15 protein-coding genes are annotated in these 17,651 nt (G+C 58.8%); 7 read left to right on the top strand and 8 right to left on the bottom strand.

Annotation, left to right across the window (positions count from 1 at the left end; translation table 11 throughout):
• Positions 1-1,380: NAD-dependent succinate-semialdehyde dehydrogenase (locus PH547_RS26435; RefSeq protein ID WP_285169842.1), on the bottom strand; the 1,380-nt coding region annotated here is incomplete at its 3' end.
• Positions 1,381-1,431: 51 nt separating this feature from the next.
• A complete protein-coding gene (locus tag PH547_RS26430; protein WP_285169841.1) occupies positions 1,432-2,256 on the bottom strand; it encodes a bifunctional allantoicase/(S)-ureidoglycine aminohydrolase in 825 nt (274 codons plus the stop codon).
• Positions 2,257-2,705: 449 nt separating this feature from the next.
• Here PH547_RS26430 and PH547_RS26425 point away from each other — a divergent pair, with 449 nt between their 5' ends.
• The gene (locus PH547_RS26425; protein WP_285169840.1) at positions 2,706-3,386 is read left to right on the top strand and encodes a hypothetical protein; all 681 of its coding nucleotides are present in this window, start codon (positions 2,706-2,708) and stop codon (positions 3,384-3,386) included.
• A 353-nt stretch (positions 3,387-3,739) separates the two neighbouring features.
• Positions 3,740-6,358, top strand: coding sequence for a beta strand repeat-containing protein (locus PH547_RS26420; protein WP_285169839.1), 2,619 nt, complete (start codon positions 3,740-3,742; stop codon positions 6,356-6,358).
• Positions 6,359-6,982: 624 nt separating this feature from the next.
• Here the strand turns inward: PH547_RS26420 and PH547_RS26415 are convergent.
• From PH547_RS26415 to PH547_RS26395, 5 genes are read right to left on the bottom strand one after another with little or no spacing between them, the layout of a single operon-like run.
• Positions 6,983-7,891: a homocysteine S-methyltransferase family protein gene (locus tag PH547_RS26415; RefSeq protein ID WP_285169838.1), complete on the bottom strand. Its 909-nt coding sequence runs from the start codon at positions 7,889-7,891 to the stop codon at positions 6,983-6,985.
• Positions 7,892-7,947: 56 nt separating this feature from the next.
• Positions 7,948-8,637 (bottom strand): ABC transporter permease, encoded by a 690-nt coding sequence (locus tag PH547_RS26410; protein WP_285169837.1) that lies wholly within the window; start codon positions 8,635-8,637, stop codon positions 7,948-7,950.
• Between the two features lie 12 nt (positions 8,638-8,649).
• Positions 8,650-9,375 (bottom strand): ABC transporter permease, encoded by a 726-nt coding sequence (locus tag PH547_RS26405; RefSeq protein ID WP_260304297.1) that lies wholly within the window; start codon positions 9,373-9,375, stop codon positions 8,650-8,652.
• A 12-nt stretch (positions 9,376-9,387) separates the two neighbouring features.
• Positions 9,388-10,158, bottom strand: a complete 771-nt coding sequence (locus tag PH547_RS26400) for a transporter substrate-binding domain-containing protein (RefSeq protein ID WP_260304296.1) — start codon at positions 10,156-10,158, stop codon at positions 9,388-9,390.
• 45 nt (positions 10,159-10,203) lie between these two features.
• A complete protein-coding gene (locus tag PH547_RS26395) occupies positions 10,204-10,983 on the bottom strand; it encodes an ABC transporter ATP-binding protein (protein ID WP_260304295.1) in 780 nt (259 codons plus the stop codon).
• A gap of 170 nt (positions 10,984-11,153) precedes the next feature.
• Here PH547_RS26395 and PH547_RS26390 point away from each other — a divergent pair, with 170 nt between their 5' ends.
• The 5 genes from PH547_RS26390 to PH547_RS26370 all read left to right on the top strand — a co-directional run bounded on the left by PH547_RS26390 (position 11,154) and on the right by PH547_RS26370 (position 16,432).
• On the top strand, positions 11,154-11,639 hold the full coding sequence (locus PH547_RS26390; RefSeq protein ID WP_104827337.1) for an Lrp/AsnC family transcriptional regulator: 486 nt from the start codon (positions 11,154-11,156) through the stop codon (positions 11,637-11,639).
• A gap of 151 nt (positions 11,640-11,790) precedes the next feature.
• The gene (locus PH547_RS26385; RefSeq protein ID WP_260304293.1) at positions 11,791-12,189 is read left to right on the top strand and encodes a DUF1236 domain-containing protein; all 399 of its coding nucleotides are present in this window, start codon (positions 11,791-11,793) and stop codon (positions 12,187-12,189) included.
• A 667-nt stretch (positions 12,190-12,856) separates the two neighbouring features.
• On the top strand, positions 12,857-13,918 hold the full coding sequence (locus tag PH547_RS26380) for a porin (RefSeq protein ID WP_260304292.1): 1,062 nt from the start codon (positions 12,857-12,859) through the stop codon (positions 13,916-13,918).
• Positions 13,919-14,249: 331 nt separating this feature from the next.
• The gene (gene yghU / locus PH547_RS26375; RefSeq protein WP_104827334.1) at positions 14,250-15,125 is read left to right on the top strand and encodes a glutathione-dependent disulfide-bond oxidoreductase; all 876 of its coding nucleotides are present in this window, start codon (positions 14,250-14,252) and stop codon (positions 15,123-15,125) included.
• Positions 15,126-15,286: 161 nt separating this feature from the next.
• Entirely contained in the window at positions 15,287-16,432 is a 1,146-nt protein-coding gene (locus tag PH547_RS26370) for an ROK family protein (protein ID WP_483315583.1), read from the top strand.
• Between the two features lie 40 nt (positions 16,433-16,472).
• On the opposite strand, the gene PH547_RS26365 is transcribed toward PH547_RS26370, so the two are convergent.
• Positions 16,473-17,519 carry a Gfo/Idh/MocA family protein gene (locus tag PH547_RS26365; protein WP_285169835.1) on the bottom strand — a complete coding sequence of 349 codons (1,047 nt, stop codon included), beginning with the start codon at positions 17,517-17,519 and terminating at the stop codon, positions 16,473-16,475.
• Between the last annotated feature and the right edge of the window lie 132 nt (positions 17,520-17,651).

Below are 17,651 nucleotides of genomic sequence, written 5' to 3'. Positions count from 1 at the left end.
GCCGAGACCGGAGAGTTTGACGCCGCCGAATGGCGCTTCGGCCGTCGAGATCAGGCCGGTATTGACGCCGACCATGCCGTATTCGAGCGCTTCTGCGACGCGGAAGACGCGGGCGAGATCCTTGGCATAGAAATAGGAGGCAAGACCGAATTCGGTGTCGTTGGCCTGGGCAATGACATCGGCCTCATCCTTGAAGCGGAAGAGCGGAGCCACCGGTCCGAAAGTCTCTTCCTTGGCGACAGCCATCGCCGGCGTGACATTGGCCAGTACGGTCGCCTCATAAAAGCGTCCGCCGAGCGGATGGCGATGACCGCCGGCAACGACACGGCCGCCCTTAGAAAGCGCATCGGCAACATGCTCCTCGACCTTGGCAAGGGCTGCTTCGTCGATCAGCGGGCCGAGATTGATGCCTTCGTCGAAACCATTGCCGGTCTTCAGTGCGCCGACCGCCTTGGAGAGTTTTTCGGCAAAGGCGTCATAGACACCGTCCTGCACATAGAGACGGTTGGCGCAGACGCAGGTCTGGCCATTGTTGCGGAACTTGGCGATCAACGCACCTTCGACGGCGGCATCGAGATCGGCATCGTCAAAGACGATGAAGGGCGCATTGCCGCCGAGCTCCAGGCCGAGTTTCTTGATAGTCGGCGCGCTCTGCCTGTAAAGCTCGGCGCCGACTTCCGTCGAGCCGGTGAAGGTCAGCTTGCGCACGACCGGGCTTGCGGTCATCTCGCCGCCGATGGCGCGGGCCGAGCCGGTCAATACACTGAACAAGCCCTTGGGCAGGCCGGCGCGTTCGGCAAGGACCGCAATCGCGATCGCCGAAAACGGCGTCTGCGAGGCGGGCTTCAACACCATGGCGCAGCCGGCGGCAAAGGCAGGACCGGCCTTGCGGGTGATCATCGCATTCGGGAAGTTCCAGGGGGTGATCGCGGCAACGACGCCGATCGGCTGCTTCATCACCAGAATGCGCTTGTCTTTCTGGTGGCCGGGGATGATGTCGCCATAGACGCGACGGGCTTCTTCGGCAAACCATTCGATGAAGCTGGCGCCATAGGCGATCTCGCCCTTGGCCTCGGGCAGCGGCTTGCCCTGTTCGGCCGTCAGGATGCGGCCGAGATCATCCTGGTTTTCCATCATCAGCTCGAACCAGCGCCTCAGGATGCCGGAGCGTTCCTTGGCGGTGCGGGCGGCCCATTCCTTCTGGGCGGCTTCGGCCGCGGCAATCGCCTTTTTTGTCTCGGCGGCGCCCAGATTGGGAACGCGGCCGATGATCTCGCCCGTCGCCGGATTGTCGACCTTGATTGCGTTGTCACCTGCCTCGATCCAATTGCCGCCGACCAAAGCGGCCTGCCGGAACAATGTTGCGTCTTTCAAATGCATGACGGCCTCCTCGCAGGTCCTTAAAGTCCGGATATCACATGCCAGTCTTTGTTATCGGGACAGCTTCATATGGCGATTGACGTCCTTATAAAGCAGGTAGCGGAATTTCCCCGGCCCTCCGGCATAGCAGGCCTGCGGGCAGAAGGCGCGTAGCCACATGAAATCGCCAGCCTCGACTTCGACCCAATCCTGGTTCAGCCGATAAACCGCTTTGCCCTCGAGTACATAGAGACCATGCTCCATTACATGGGTTTCCGCAAACGGGATGACGGCGCCAGGTTCGAAGGTAACGATCGTGACGTGCATGTCATGGCGCAGGTCTAGTGGATCGACGAAGCGGGTGGTTGCCCATTTCCCGTCCGTCCCAGGCATTGGCGTTGGTGCAATTTCCTGCTCATTGGTGAAAATTGGCTCTGGTGCGTCTAGGCCCGGAACGGTCTCATAGGCCTTGCGAATCCAGTGGAATCGCGTGGCGACCGATCCGTGATTGCAAAGTTGCCAACCGCTCGAGGGTGGCAAGAAGGCGTAGCCGCCGGGATGGAGAACATGAACGTCTCCCCCCAACTCGATCGTCACCTCTCCTTCCAAAACGAAGATCACTCCTTCGGCGTGCGGATCCGATTCCGGCGTCTCACTGCCGCCGCCTGGGGCGACCTCCATGATGTACTGCGAGAAGGTTTCCGCGAAGCCGGAGAGCGGGCGGGAGAGCACCCAAAGGCGTGTTCCTTCCCAGAAAGGCAGATAGCTGGTGACGATGTCCATCATCACGCCCTTGGGGATCACAGCATAGGCTTCAGTAAAGACCGCACGGCCGGTCAGAAGGTCAGTCTGCGCCGGAGAGCCGCCCTTCGGCGCGAAATAGGTCGGTTTTGTCATTTTTGCACTCCGCGAAATATGGCGCCTATGATCTTCGCCGGATCGACGGCGTCAGGATGTGACGAACGTGCTATGGATTTGCCCATATCCGGCGGGCTTGTCCAGTCGCCGATGGTTCTGCAGCAAACTTTCCTACCCGTTTATCATGATGGCGCGTCGATCTCTCCTGGACGCTCAAAGCGTCTCGGACGCAGCGGCTGGACCGGGTGATGGTCTCCGATGAGCCGAAAAACTCGATCTAACTTCGAAAATTAATGCCCGCATAAGGGGATAAAATGGGTGTAACAAGTTGAAATGGAAACAACTTAAAGGAATAGTGGCGGCCACGGTCAAAATCGGGCCGGAGCGTCGAATTCTAAAATATCTGTTTTGCCCGTCGTTGAAATCTCATCTGAGAGCGATGCGCGCGCTACGCATACTTTGAGAAAAGGTTCGGAATGAAAAAGCTTATGATTCTGGTGGCCATCACTGTGGCGACTCTTTCTGCATCCGCAAGCGCCGGACCGGTCACGACCAAGGGCGGGTATGAATATGATCGAAATCAACTGAGCGATGCTACTGTTCTCAACTGGAACATCCAGGCATGCAGCCACGGTGGCATCAACCCGGACGCGCAACAGAAACTTGCGAAACTGATGGGCGTTTCAGAGGCCAATGTCCGTCTTGAGTTCTGTCGCCGCGTCCTCACCGCGTACGCGAAGGGAGCCATCCCCTACGAGGATTACGTTCAGTTTGTCCAGGGTCACCTCATGGCTCCAAGCATTATGAAGGCCTTGAGGATCGCCGGTTCGGGCCCGCTAAAGCCGCAGAGCCATGGACAAGGCGACATAGTTCTTCCGGTTTCAGCGAAAATGGACTCTGGCGAGACGTTCAAAGGCTCCACGATAGCCTCGCGCGAAGGCGGACGTTTCTCGGTTCAATCGTCGCGCCATTCTGTGAAATGTTCCGGCACCTACGATCCCAAGGATCGGCGCCCGACAGTCACTCTTCCGGTCAAATGCTCGGACGGTCGCACAGGCCAGGCCGAGGTCACGAGAGCGCCGGACCTCATGTCCGGATGGGGGAAGGTGAAACTGTCCGACGGAAGCGCCGGTCGACTGGTCGTTGGGTCAGTTCGCAAGCAGCCGTAACAGGCAGCTAAAGCGCCCACGGGCCTTCGGGCTGCTGTCTCTGTCGCGAAATTAAACGCCAGCCCCGATCGGGGCTGGCGATCCCGGTGCCGCGTTTTTCCATGAGAACCACGCAATCGATGGACCGTGCCTCACGCAAGCTTCGGATCAGGTGCCACTGCTACGGATACTTGTAAGAAACATCCTAGCGAGTCGCGCGGGCACCATGAAATTAAAAGCAGTCAGCTAGTTCGCAGTTGCGTTCATTCCTGCGCCTCTGCCAGCGTCGCAGCCCACTATCCGAAAGCCGCTGTGGCGGCTTGATTGGGCGGACAAGCAAGGCGTGATCAAGCTAACATTTGGAACGCTCGTTTATGACTTCAATCATTTCCTCTCTGTCCGCCAGTGCAATCCGGTCTCTCTCCACCGCCACGATCGCTGCTCTGACCACAGACGACGTCGCGGCGATGGGTACTAGCCAAATCAACGCGCTTACCTCAACCCAGATCGCCGTGTTGAGTACGGAAGACATTGCTGTTCTCTCGACGAAACAAATGAAGGCCATATCGCCGAGCGCCATTGTGGGCTTGGGGCTGGATCAACTGGCGGTTCTTTCATCGGTCCAAATTGGAGGCCTCTCCACGGTCGAAGTGAGGGCGCTGACCACCACTCAGGTCGCAGGGCTGTCGACGACGCAGATCAGTTCATTGACGACGACGCAGATCGCCGCTCTCTCTGCCACAGAGGTCGGCGCCCTTTCGACGGAGGATATCGCGGCGCTGTCGAGCAGCCAAATCGGGGCCATCAGCTCGTCCTCTCTGTCAAAGCTCTCCACCGATAATGTCGCGTTGCTCAGCACCGGCACGATCGCCGCCTTGAAGACGGCGCAGATCGCTGCGCTGACATCCAGCCAGATCGCTGCGCTCACGACCAAGCAGATCGACGTTTTGAGTTCTACACAGATCGGCGCCTTGAGTCTGAAGCAGGTTGCGGCTCTAAGCACCGAGGCTGTGGCCGCACTCTCGACCGAACAAATCGCTTCACTGAAGTCTGCCTCGATTGCGGGTCTGACTACCAGTGAGATTGCGGCGCTGTCGACGACGCAGATCGCTGCATTGACGACGACGCAGATCGCGGCTCTCTCTGCCACAGAGGTCAGTGCCCTTTCGACCGAGGATATCGCGACACTGTCGAGCAGCCAGATCGGCGCCATCAGCTCCGTCGCCCTCTCGAAGCTTTCCACCGATAATGTCGCATTGCTCACCACCAGCACGATCGCCGCGTTGAAGACGGCGCAGATCGCCGCCCTGACGTCCAGCCAGATCGCTGCGCTTACGACCAATCAGGTCGACGTTTTGAGTTCGACGCAGATCGGCGCTTTGAGCTTGAAGCAGGTTGCATCTCTGAGCACCGCCGCCGTTGCTGCACTCTCCACCACGCAAATTGCCGCGCTGAAGACTGCTGCGATCGTGGGTCTGACCACCAGTGAGATCGCGGCGCTGTCGACAACGCAGATCGCTGCACTCTCCACCACGCAGATCGCAGCTCTCTCTGCGACAGAGGTCGGCGCCCTTTCCTCGGCGGATATTGCGGCGCTGTCTAGCAACCAGATCGGGGCAATCAGCTCATCCGCGCTGTCGAAGCTCACGACGAGTAACGTCGCGTTGCTCACCACCAGCGCGATCGCCGCCTTGAAGACGGCACAGATCGCGGCGTTGACCTCCAGCCAGATCGCTGCGCTCACAACCAGTCAGATCGACGTTTTGAGTTCCACACAGATGGGCGCCTTGAGTCTGAGGCAGGTCGCGTCTCTGAGCACCGTCGCCGTGGCTGCACTGTCGACCACGCAAATCGCTTCACTGAAGTCAGCCTCCATCGCGGCCCTGACCACCAGTCAGATCGCGGCGCTGTCGACAACACAGATCGGTGCGTTGACGACGACGCAGATCGCGGCTCTCTCTGCCACAGAGGCCAGTGCTCTTTCGTCTGCGGATATTGCAGCGCTGTCGAGCAGCCAAATCGGAGCCCTCAGCTCCGTCGCTCTGTCGAAACTCTCTACCAGTAATGTCGCATTGCTCACCACCAGCACGATCGCTGGTTTGAAGACGGCCCAGATCGCTGCGCTGACATCGAGCCAGATCGCGGCGCTTACGACCGGTCAGGTCGAGGTTTTGAGTTCGACACAGATCGGCGCCTTGAGCCTTAAGCAGGTTGCATCTCTGAGCACCGCCGCTGTGGCCGCGCTCTCGACCACGCAAATTGCCGCGCTGAAGACCGCCTCGATCGCGGGGCTGACCACCGATGAGATTGCCGCGCTATCGACGACACAGATCGGTGCGTTGACGACGACGCAGATTGCCGCTCTCTCTGCCGCTGAGGTTGGTGCCCTTTCGACCGAGGATATCGCGGCGCTGTCGAGCAGCCAAATCGGAGCCCTCAGCTCGGTCGCTCTGTCGAAGCTCTCCACCGATAATGTCGCGTTGCTCACTACCAGCACGATCGCCGCCTTGAAGACGGCGCAGATCGCGGCCCTGACATCCAGCCAGATCGCTGCACTCACGACCAAGCAGATCGACGTCTTGAGTTCGACGCAGATGGGCGCCTTGAGTCTGAAGCAGGTTGCGGCTCTGAGCACCGTCGCCGTGGCTGCACTCTCCACAACGCAAATTGCCGCGCTGGCGTCAGCCTCGATCGCGGCTCTGACCACCAGTCAGGTCGCGGTGCTATCGACGGCGCAGATCGGTGCATTGTCGAGTACGCAGATCGCCGCCCTGACCTCGGCGGAGATCGGTGCTCTGTCGTCGACGGACATCGAGGCGTTGTCGACCGAGCAAATCGAAGCCATCAGCACCCGAGGCATAAAAGGACTATCAACCTCTGATATTTCCGTGCTCTCCAGCGAGCAACTATACGCTATCACGACAACCCAGGCACAGGCATTGGACTCTGAGCAAATTGCGGCGATCATTGCGGCCTATGCTGCTTATAGCTGACTATGACGTCTGTGATTGCTGAAACGTTGCGGTTTCCGCGAAATGATGACGAGGGACGGCGGCACTTCTTCGAATAGTTTTCAATCTGGAAGGCTATTTCGGCTGAAAGCCCCTTGAACGTCCCATCGCCATCAGCATTCTTGCTCGTGGAATAGAGAAGCGGCTCTACCTTGTGGGGCAAGGTAGAGCCGGGAGACCGCATAACGGCTCACTGAGCGCGCCCAAGCGTCGGGGAAACTTGTCCGCTTGCTAATTTTATACTACTCAAGGCTGAATATCCAGCTAAACCTAAGCGCGCCGACCGGTTTTAACAGCAACTGTTTCCGGTATCTCAAGGACGCCGATCCATGTCGTCCGGTTAGGATGTTTGAATGAGGGCTTTTGTCCGGCCACCGCAGGTTCCAGCTCCGGGTAATGACTGGGGGCGCCCTGAGAAACCCGCCGCTGGCAGGGGCGCTACCAACGACGGGCTCGGCTTGGAGACAGTTGGTCAGTGCGCGCGCCTGCCAACTGACAGTTCAACATCCGCAGGGGCGAATTGTTCCATCGCCGCGCGAATTTGTCGCCGCTTGCGGTCGGATCATAGAGCATGACGAGCTGATTCTGGTCATTGCGCAGCGAGTTTCAGCGCAGGAGCGCCCTTGTCAGCCGGTGGATATGCTCTGCTCCGATGCCGCAGCAGCCGCCGATCATGGTCGCACCAGCTTCCGCCCATGAGCAGGCGAAGCGCGAATAGGTGTCGCTGGTCATATCCTCTCGGGTATCGTGAAGGCCCTCATTGGCAGCCGAATCACCTTGTTCGCCTTCAAAGGCATTGGCATAGACGCCGATCTCGAGCGCAGAGCCTTTATCTTTGAACACGCGAGCCGCTGTTTCGACCGCCGCCTGCATCACTTCCGGCTTGCTGCAGTTGAACAAGAGAGCCTTCGCGCCGGACGAGACCGCCCAGATCGCCGCATCTTCCACCCGTTCGCCGGAGCGCAGCTTCGGTTCGCTGCCTTTGACCTGTGCCTCGTCATCGGCCAGCGTGAACGAGATCCAGAATGGCTTCCCCGTTGCGGCAACCGCGGTGCGCACAGCCTCTCCTTCGGCGATCAGGCTGAGGGTCTCGCCAAGCCATACGTCCACATAGGGCGCTAGATTTTCAACCAGCACCTTGAGATAGGTCTGCACCCGCGAAGGATCGAAGTTCTGCGGCTCGTAGGAGCCAAAGATCGGCGGCAGCGAACCGGCAACCAGAATTTCCCGGTTGCTGACGGCATCGGCGGCTTCGCGCGCCAATTGGCCCGAGAGCCTCATCAGCGACGCACCGTTCTTCTGAAACCGTTCCTCGCCGATGTGAAAGGGTACCAAGGCATAGCTGTTGGTGGTGACGACATCAGAGCCGGCAGCGATGAATTCCTCATGGACCTTTCGAACGATGTCTGGGGAATTGATCAGCGCTAAAGCTGACCATTCCGGCTGCTTCAGTTCGGCCCCGAGGCGCAGGAGTTCGCGGCTCATGCCGCCATCGAGAATGGAAAGTTTGCTCATGGGTAGGGTCTCCGTAAATGCGTCGGGTCTGCGCAAAGGCATGACCTTCCTGCGTGCTAGCGCCGCACCGGCACCTGCGCCTCCAAGTGGCGGAAGGCTCGTGCGATAATGGCGGTGAGAATGAGATAGAAGACGGTAACGACGATCAGCGGCTCGTAGACCAGCAGCGTGTCCTGACGCACCTTGCTGGCGACAGCGTAGAGATCCATCACCGTGACGGTGAAGGCGAGTGGTGTCGCCTTGAGCTGCATGACGATTTCGCCGCCGATCGTCGGCAAGGCGATGCGAATGGCGCGCGGCAGCCAGATGCGCCGGGTCAGCGTGAAGGGTCGCATCCCAAATGCACGGCCTGCTTCCAACTCCCCCTTCGGCACTGCGAGCAGTGCACCTCGCAACACCTCCGCCTCGTAGGCGGCATAGTTCAGCGTAAAGCTCAGGACGGCAAAGAAGAAGCCCTCGCGTAGGATCGGCCAGAACAGGCTCTGACGGATACCGGGGATCATCGGCAGTAGCGAACCGACGCCGTAATAGAGAAGCCATAGCTGGATGAGCAGAGGCGTGCCGCGGAAGAAGGTGCAATAGCCTCGGGCGAGAAGTTGCGTCAGGGGACCGCCGCTTACCTGCGCAAAGGCAAGGCCGATAGCGATAATGAAGCCGAAGACGACCGAGATCACCAGCAGCGCCACCGTCTGCGCAGCGCCTGCCAAGAGAAGCGGCCAATAGGAGGCTATCCATGAGAAGGTCATGCCGTTCGCTCCTCAGGCAGGTTTCGGCTGACCACGCCGCACATGGCGCTCGATCAGATTGAAGACGACATTGGAGGCGAGCGTGAGGGCGAGATAGAGAAAGGCTGAAGCCAGGAAGAAGATGAAATAATGCTTGGTGCTCGCGCCGGCGAGGCGCGTGGCGAGCGCCAGTTCCTGATAGCCGACGACGGCGACCAGCGCGCTGTCCTTGGTGATCGACATCCACAGATTGGCAAGGCCCGGCAGGGCATTCGGCAAGAGTGCCGGCAGGATGACGCGGCGGAAACGCAGCATCGGCCCCATGCCGAAGGCCTTCGCTGCGTCGATCTGACCGGCGGGGATTGCGAGGATCGCGCCGCGCAGCACTTCCGTCATGTAGGCCCCCTGCACGATGCCGAGTACGACGACGGCGACGACGAAGCCGTTCACTTCGATCGCAGGCAGATTGAGCGCAGCCAAGAGCCGGTTCAGGCCATCCATTCCGGCATAATAGAGCCCGACGATCAGAATCAATTCCGGAATGGCGCGGACCGCTGTCGTATAAAGATTGAGCAACAGGCCGAGCGGCCTGTTGCCGGAAAGCTTGCCAAGCGCGCCTCCGACCCCGAGCAGGAGGCCGATTATAAACGCGCCGGCGGAGATGGCGATCGTGGAGGCCGCACCCACGAGCAGCACACCACCCCACCCGGGCGGATAGGGAGAGAGCAGGTCGAAGATACCTTGTGGAGCGGCCGCCATCGTCGAGATCGCTTACTTTGCGCCGTAGATGTCGAAGTCGAAATACTTCTTGGTGATTTCGTCATACTTGCCACTGGTGCGGATCGCGGCGATCGCGGCATTGAGCTTGGCTTTCAGCTCGGTATCTTCCTTGCGAAGGCCACCGGAAACGCCCGCTCCGAGAATTTCCTTGTCGTCGGCGACGTCGCCCATCTTGGCGCAGCAATCCTTGCCCGCATCACTCTTCAGGAAGGCGTCAAGAGCCAGCGAATCGCCGAAAACATAGTCGATGCGGCCGGCGGCGAGATCCTGGAATGCCTCGTCTAGGGTCTGATAGGTTTTTTGATCCGCGACTTTGGCAAAGTACTTATTGAAGTAGTCGGACTGAATGGTCGAAACCTGAATGCCGATGGTCTTGCCCTTGACATCATCGGCGGCGGCGCCAGGCTTCTGGTCTTTCGGGCCGATCAGCGTGCTTGGCGTGTTGTAATATTTGTCGGTGAAGTCGATGATTTTCGAGCGTTCCACGGTGTTCGACATCGATGACCAGATCACGTCGAACTTCTTGCTCTGCAGAGCTGGAATGAGGCCATCCCAGGAGAGTTCGACGATCGAGCATTTCTCCTTCATCTGATCGCAGACGGCATTCATCAGGTCGATTTCCCAGCCCTGCCACTGGCCGGAGGCATCCTTGGCGAAGAAGGGCGGATAGGATTCGTTCATAATGCCGAAACGAACGTCGGCCTGAGCCGTAAAGGCAGAAACGGCAAGCATGGCGCCGGCAAGAAGCAGGGGCAGTTTCATTCTTTGGATTCTCCTAATGTTGTTGTTTGTGAAAGCGGGGAGGGATCAGTGGCTGAGTGCGCCGGTGAATTCCCGGCAGCGGGCACTCAAGGGGGCATCGAAGATCTGCCGCGGCGGACCCTCTTCTTCGACCCGTCCTTGATGCAGAAAGAGAACATGACTGGAGACGTCACGGGCAAAGCGCATCTCATGGGTGACGAGCAGCATGGTTCGGCCCTCTTCCGCGAGGTCGCGGATGACCTTCAGCACCTCGCCGACCAGCTCGGGATCGAGTGCCGACGTCGGCTCGTCGAACAGCATGACAGCGGGATCGACACAAAGCGCCCGGGCAATGGCGGCTCGCTGCTGCTGGCCGCCGGAAAGGAAGGCGGGGTAAGCATGTCGCTTTTCGTAAAGTCCGACTTTTTCGAGCAAGGCTTCCGCCTTTTCGACGGCCTCCCGGCGGGCAACGCCCATGACATGAACCGGCGCTTCGATAATGTTTTCGAGTACGGTTCGGTGTGCCCAGAGATTGAAGCTTTGGAAGACCATGCCGAGACCGGTGCGCAGCCGTTCGACTTGCCGCCAGTTCGTCGGCTGCATCTGGCCGCCGCGGTTGCGCTTTAAGGCGATTTCCTCGCCGTTCACGACGATACGGCCGCGATCCGGTATTTCCAGCAAATTGATGCAGCGCAGAAAGGTGCTTTTTCCGGAGCCTGACGAACCGATGATCGAAATCACATCGCCTTTTTTGGCTTTCGTCGAAACGCCTTTGAGGACTTCATGGGGACCAAAGCTCTTGTGAAGATCATCCACATGAAGAGCTTGGAGAGGCGGTTCTGTCATACGCGGTTCCGAGTAAAAATAATTTGCGGAGAATATCGCGTATATGTGCCGTTTTTGCGCGCAAATTCTGATTGATTTGCATAATATATGCAGAAATTTGTTTCATATGCATCAAATGTGACAGAATGCCGGTATTGCCGGGCAATTCACGACCACGGTCTGGGGGTAGGATGGAAAAACTGGATCGCTTTGATCGCGATATTCTCGAGATCATCCAGCGCAATTGCCAGCTAACGGCGGAAACCATCGCCGAAAGGGTGGGGCTTTCGACCTCGGCCGTGCAACGGCGCCTGAAACGCCTGCGCGAGGAGGGGATCATCAAAGCGGAAGTCGCCGTCGTTGACCGCAAGGCGACTGGCACGCCCATGGTATTCATCACCGGGATGGAAATCGAGCGGGATAATTACGATGCGCTTGCGAAGTTCCGCCTTTGGGCGGAGAAGCAGGATCACATCCAACAGGTCTATTATGTCACGGGCGCAGTTGATCTCATTGCCATCATCACGGCTCGGGACGTCGAACACTATGACGACATCGCTGCGCTGATCATGGCGGAAAACCCGCAGATCCGACGCATGCATACCAATGTTGTCCTGCGAGACGTCAAGCTCGGTCTGGTCGTGCCACTGGCGACCGGCGACGATGACAACAAATAGAATCGCAGATGCCGTCACCGAGGGACTTCTCACGAATTTTATCGCCGTGGCGCAACTTGTGATAATTGCAGGTAATTCCGCAAAGGAACTTTCGGATGCAGCAGTCATTCCCCTACCAGCTCACATGAGCCGAAAAGGAAAGGAGAATGCTATGAATACGAAACTCATCGTTTCAGCAGCGGCCGCCTTCGGCCTTCTCGCTGGTTCAGCCTTCGCGCAGTCCTCGACGGTCACTGGGGCCGCGGGTGGCGCGGTTACCGGAGCTGTTGTCGGTGGCCCGGTGGGTGCGGCAGTCGGTGGTGTTGCGGGCGCTATTGTCGGTACCGCCATCGATCCGCCGCCACAGAAGGTTGTCACCTATGTGCAAGAGCAGCCGATGCCTCCGGCTGAAGCCGTCGTACAAGAAAGAGTCGTCGTCGGTCAGCCGCTCCCCGAGACCGTTGTCGTAACGCCGGTTCCGGATAACCCGACTTACGCCTATGCCGTCGTCAACCATCAGCGTGTCATCATCCAGCCGAAAACGCGCAAGGTTGTCAAAATTCTCGATTAATCCTACCGGAAGGACCTCTGCCGGAGGTCCTTCCTCTGCCGGACGCTTTTACCCAATTCCCTCATCGACCAGATTCTCGGCGCTTAGTCCGCCATGTCCCGGCGGCTAGGGCAGGCGAAAGTTGGTGCCTCCTGCTATTTGTAAGCTTGCGCTTACGCCTGAGGGCTGTGACGCCCCTTATTGGTTACCGCTTGTTTTCCGAAAAGTTCAGCGCTTGGCGCCTGCGCCGGTCGTGGCAGCATTCATTCCTGACAACCCATGGAGGCAGTATCGGCGACGCTTTTGCAGCCCAGAGAAATCATTTTGCGCAACAACTCGATGGAAAAATGATAATATTGCCTTACAATATGGGCGCTATTGATAAGTATTGTAAGTACAATATCTATAATTATACGTACAGTGCGTATGTTTCTGAATATTTCTACCGGCATATTTGGCATTATATATTCAGTTATTCTTAATTTACTGATGCATTTCTGCATCTATGACAGGTTTATGTCAGCGTATTCCCATGGATTTATCAAAATATTGTGTTGGCTACGGAGCTTCTCTGGCTATCGTGCGCCCGGAAGTTCACGAACTTTCGATTCAAAGGGAACAGCCGGATGAATGAACGTAACGGATAATCTCCGGGTCGTTCCGATCAGGCACACAGATTGGAGACAAAATGAACATCAAGAGCCTTCTTCTCGGCTCCGCTGCTGCGCTTGCAGCAGTTTCCGGCGCTCACGCGGCTGACGCTGTCGTCGCTGCTGAACCGGAGCCGCTCGAATACGTTCGCATCTGCGACGCATACGGCGCTGGCTACTTCTTCATTCCGGGCACCGAAACCTGCCTCAAGATCGGCGGCAAGGTTCGTACCGAAGGTGAATGGTACGACGCTTACAACCCGAACAACGTTCGTGGCACGCTCTGGCACACCCGCGCCGAGCTGCAGCTTCAGACGGCTACCGACACCGAATACGGTCCGCTGAAGACCAACACGGAACTGCGTTGGGATTGGCAGGAAGGCGGCTCCACGAGCACCAACTTCCTCCACGGCAGCATCAGCCTCGGTGGTTTCACCATCGGTAAGGAAGACTCGCAGTTCAACGTATTCACCGGTTATGCCGGCGACGTCATCAACGACGACGTGGTCTATGACGGCCCGTACGAACTCAACCAGATCACCTACAACTACGACGCCGGCAACGGCTTCACGGCTGTGATCTCGGTGGAAGACACCAATTCCGGCGTTGGCGCAACCGGCTCCAACGGCGAAGACAGCTCGGATCACTACGCTCCGGACGTCGTCGCCGGTGCTGGCTACAAGGCTGGCGCATGGTCCTTCAAGGTCGTTGGTGGTTATGACTCCATCGTCGAAGAAGGCGCTATCAAGGCTCGTGTCGATGCCGACTTCGGCGTCTTCTCTGCCTTCGTTATGGGCGGCTGGAACACCGACGGCGACAAGCTGAACAAGTACGCTGGCGCGAACGGTGGCGGCGACGCTTCCGGTATCGGCTGGGGCGATTGGGCAGTTTGGGGCGGCGCAAGCGTTCCGATCAACGAAAAGCTGAAGTGGAACTTCCAGGTCGCTTATACCGACTCGAAGATCTTCTCCGCTACGACGAACCTGAAGTTCAACCCGGTTAAGAACCTGCTCATCGAGCCGGAAGTCACCTACACCAACTGGGATTCGATCAACGAAGATCAGTGGGCTGGTATCCTCCGCTTCGAGCGTAGCTTCTAATCTGATCTGAATTTGACCTCCGATCAGAAAAGGGAGAAGGCCCGGTTTCCCTCCGGGCCTTTTTCTGTTCTGCACGTAAGTACTTCCGCAGCGCGCAACTGCGCTAGATCATGCGCTTTAATGGTGTCTGCTGTCCTCAAGGGCGCAGGCGCCCATTGTCATCCTTGACAATCCAGCCACCAAAAATCTCAACGCTCAGTTAGATAATTGTCTCACTGTTGCGTGAAGTGGCATTCTCGCCCCTGACAAAACATCGTTACCTCTGCTAGGTGCTACAGCCTATCGACGCCATATCGATTGTACGTCCCTGTCAAATATCAGGAGTTTGAGCATGACCGGTTCTTCCGACTACACGCCGCCGAAAATCTGGACTTGGAACAAGGCGAATGGAGGCCAGTTCGCGAATATCAACCGTCCGATCGCTGGACCGACCCACGACAAGGATCTGCCGGTCGGCCGCCATCCTCTTCAGCTTTATTCGCTCGCAACGCCGAACGGTGTGAAAGTCACGATCATGCTGGAAGAGCTGCTGGCGCTCGGCCACAGCGGCGCGGAATATGACGCCTGGCTGATCAAGATCGGCGAGGGTGATCAATTCGGAAGCGGCTTCGTGGGGGTCAATCCCAATTCAAAAATTCCGGCCCTGATGGATCGCAGCGGCCCGACGCCGATTCGCGTCTTCGAGTCCGGTTCCATCCTGACCTATCTCGCCGAAAAGTTCGGCGCCTTCCTGCCGACCGACCCCGCCGTGCGCGCCGAATGCTTTTCCTGGCTGTTCTGGCAGATGGGAAGCGCACCCTATCTCGGCGGCGGCTTCGGCCACTTCTACGCCTACGCGCCGACGAAGATCGAATATGCGATCGACCGCTTTGCCATGGAGGTGAAGCGCCAGCTCGACGTGCTGGATCGCCGCCTTGCCGAAAGCGAATATCTCAGCGGTAAGGAATACACGATCGCCGACATGGCCGTTTGGCCCTGGTATGGCGGCCTGGTCAAGGGCTGGCAATACGGTGCGGCCGAGTTCCTTCAGGTCGAGGACTACAAGAATGTCCAGCGTTGGGCCGATGCAATCTTCGAACGGCCGGCAGTCAAACGTGGGCGGATGGTCAACCGGGTATCCGGTGAGCCCTCAAGCCAACTGCATGAGCGCCACGACGCCAGCGATTTTGAAACCAAGACGCAGGACAAGCTCGCAATCGCGAGCTGAACAATTCCTTTACTATCAAAGCTGGGCGCTATTGCGCCCGGCTTAGCCGCTAAGGTTATCAGCCTTCGGTGAGCCTTTTGCTGCCGCCTCGACAAGAGATGTTCCGATGATAAAAGGCATCGGTGATATCATGCGTCGAAGTGTGACGAAGAAGAGGGTTCATGCGGCACTCCCGGTCAGATGTGCAAGGGCGCGCGCGCGTCGGACCTAACGTGCCGGCGGCATCTAAGAAGGTGGGCCTTCGCTCGACTGAGATCGCCGATCGGAATTTCCGCGTCATCCTCGAAGCCATTCGCCGCTACGGTCCGTTGACGAGGCTCGAACTGGGACAGCGGACCGGACTGAGCGGGCCGGGCATCACCAATATATTGCGCCGGCTGAGCGATGACGGCCTCATCACATCCAGGCGGCGCAGGGATGCGGCTAAGGGGGCTTCGTCCACGGAATTTGCACTCAATCCGGATGGCGCCTTCTCGATCGGCGTCCGGCTGGGCGGGGCCTGCCCGGAAGCCGTGCTGATCGACCTCAGCGGCCAGATCCGAGAGCGGACGCAGCTCGACCAGACGATCGAGCTGTCGGCCAGCCTTGAAAAGGCGGCACGCGATCTTCTTGCCGGCAAAACGGCGGCGCCTCGCGTGCTTGGCATGGGCATTGCCGCCCCATCGGCGGAGGAGGTCAGCCTTGAGCAGATAGCGCTTGATTCGCGGCCGCTCCGCGTCCTGGTCGAGCGCGATTGCGTGGCGGCGGTGCTTGCCGAGCGCACCATCGGCGCACCGATGGCCGAGGGCGGCCTGGTGATGATCATCATCGACGATACGGTGGAGGCGGCGCTTCTCGTGCGCGGCGTGCCCTTTGCCGGTGTGCATGGCCGGGCGGGCAGCATCGGGGCGATGCGGACGGGTCCGGATCATGTTCGGCTCGACAGTATCGTCGGTTTGCATGCGCTAAAGGCCTGTCTGTCGCCAGAGGAGTTCGCAGCGCTTCTGGCCGGACAGGAATTGCCGATGTCGGCTTCCGTTTCGGATTGGGTGAAAAATGCTGCTGGTCATCTGCTCGACGCCATTGTCGCGACGGCAGGGTTCCTCGCCCCTGGCGCAATTCTTGTCGGCGGTGATCTGCCGCGTGGCATTGTCGAGGCACTGATCCATCAGATGTCGATCGAGCGCCGCAATACGACCATTCGCCCATTCATTACGCCATGGATCTCGCCCATCAGGCCGGCAAGCTTTGACGGCGGCGGGATTGCCATCGGCGCTGCGCTGCTGCCCTTCTTCGACGCTCTGTTGCCATCGCCATCGGCGGGGTAAACGGGGTGCCCGGCCGGTTTTTGACTGGGCACGTCGCTGGCTATGCGACCTGTTCGTCCCTATGGCTGAGATCGGAGGCGAGCGCCTTATCGAGCACCTTCTGGATATTGGCGGCGCGGCGGAAGGAGGGCTCCTGCGTCTTGCCAGCCCTCACGGCCTGGACAAAGCGCTGATAATTAGTTTCGACCGGGTCGAACGGGATATCGCGCCATGTGGCGGTATGGACGTCGTCACCGAAGCAGGCGCGCAAGGTCGACTTGCCCGTGTCGTAGATCATTTCGATCGAGCCTGTCTCGCCATAGACACGCAATCGCAACTGGTCGAGCTGGCCGGCCGCCGTGCGGGTTGCCTGAATCGTCCCGATTGCGCCTGACGTGAAGTCGACATTCATGGTGAAGCTGTCATTGGCATCGAGATCATATTCGTCGATCTTGTCGCCCGGCGCCTTGGTAAAGGTCTTCAGCCGGCCGAAGACATGTGCGACGTCGAGCCCAGAGCCGTAAGAGGTGAAATCGACGATGTGGATGCCGATGTCGCCCAGCGCGCCGTTGGAGCCGTGTTTCTTGCTCAGGCGCCACAGCCACTTGCTTTCCGTCTTCCAGTCGCCCCAGGCCTTGCCGACCAGCCAACTCTGCAGATGCGACGCCTCGACATGGCGCACGGCGCCGATCTCGCCGGCAAGCACCATCTGCCGGCCTTTCTGCAGGGCAGGCGAGTTGCGATAGGTGAAATTCACCATGCCGACCTTGCCTGATTTCTCCATCGCTTCCGCCATCTCCATCGCCTTGATGGCATCGGTCGCGAGCGGCTTTTCGCAGAAGACATGCTTGCCGGCCGCAATCGCCTGCATGGTGGTGGGATGATGGACGCGGTCCGGAGTGACATTGGCGACTGCATCAAACTCGCCCCAGGCAAGCGCTTCCTCGAGAGAGCCGAAATGATTGGGTATGCCATGCAGGCTGCAGAAGGCCGCCAGCCGCTCGGGCACGATGTCGACGCCGCCGACAACGCTCACGCCCTCGATCGCCTTGAAACTCGAAGCATGTTTATCGGCCATTCCGCCGGTGCCGAGAATAAGTAAGCGCATATTACCCTCCCATAGGATCATCTCTCCGTGGCCGAGCATTCAAACTCGAACCCACAGTGGATTGCGGCAAAACAATTTCTACTTCGCCGTTCAGAAGTTGATGACGTGACGCTTGAACAATGTCGCCGGGCG

This window comes from Rhizobium cerradonense (genome assembly GCF_030182455.1).
Lineage (GTDB): Bacteria > Pseudomonadota > Alphaproteobacteria > Rhizobiales > Rhizobiaceae > Rhizobium.
The sequence above is the reverse complement of the archived record's forward strand: the minus strand, read 5'-3'. Positions and strand labels throughout refer to the sequence as shown.

Bases quoted from the DNA above. Each gene is read 5' to 3' on its own strand.
- PH547_RS26430 (WP_285169841.1), bottom strand. From the start codon at position 2,256: ATGACAAAACCGACCTATTTCGCGCCGAAGGGCGGCTCTCCGGCGCAG.
- PH547_RS26395 (WP_260304295.1), bottom strand. From the start codon at position 10,983: ATGACAGAACCGCCTCTCCAAGCTCTTCATGTGGATGATCTTCACAAG.
- yghU (WP_104827334.1), top strand. From the start codon at position 14,250: ATGACCGGTTCTTCCGACTACACGCCGCCGAAAATCTGGACTTGGAAC.
- PH547_RS26415 (WP_285169838.1), bottom strand. From the start codon at position 7,891: ATGAGCAAACTTTCCATTCTCGATGGCGGCATGAGCCGCGAACTCCTG.
- PH547_RS26405 (WP_260304297.1), bottom strand. From the start codon at position 9,375: ATGGCGGCCGCTCCACAAGGTATCTTCGACCTGCTCTCTCCCTATCCG.
- PH547_RS26410 (WP_285169837.1), bottom strand. From the start codon at position 8,637: ATGACCTTCTCATGGATAGCCTCCTATTGGCCGCTTCTCTTGGCAGGC.
- PH547_RS26420 (WP_285169839.1), top strand. From the start codon at position 3,740: ATGACTTCAATCATTTCCTCTCTGTCCGCCAGTGCAATCCGGTCTCTC.
- PH547_RS26380 (WP_260304292.1), top strand. From the start codon at position 12,857: ATGAACATCAAGAGCCTTCTTCTCGGCTCCGCTGCTGCGCTTGCAGCA.
- PH547_RS26425 (WP_285169840.1), top strand. From the start codon at position 2,706: ATGATTCTGGTGGCCATCACTGTGGCGACTCTTTCTGCATCCGCAAGC.
- PH547_RS26385 (WP_260304293.1), top strand. From the start codon at position 11,791: ATGAATACGAAACTCATCGTTTCAGCAGCGGCCGCCTTCGGCCTTCTC.
- PH547_RS26365 (WP_285169835.1), bottom strand. From the start codon at position 17,519: ATGCGCTTACTTATTCTCGGCACCGGCGGAATGGCCGATAAACATGCT.
- PH547_RS26390 (WP_104827337.1), top strand. From the start codon at position 11,154: ATGGAAAAACTGGATCGCTTTGATCGCGATATTCTCGAGATCATCCAG.
- PH547_RS26400 (WP_260304296.1), bottom strand. From the start codon at position 10,158: ATGAAACTGCCCCTGCTTCTTGCCGGCGCCATGCTTGCCGTTTCTGCC.
- PH547_RS26370 (WP_483315583.1), top strand. From the start codon at position 15,287: ATGCGGCACTCCCGGTCAGATGTGCAAGGGCGCGCGCGCGTCGGACCT.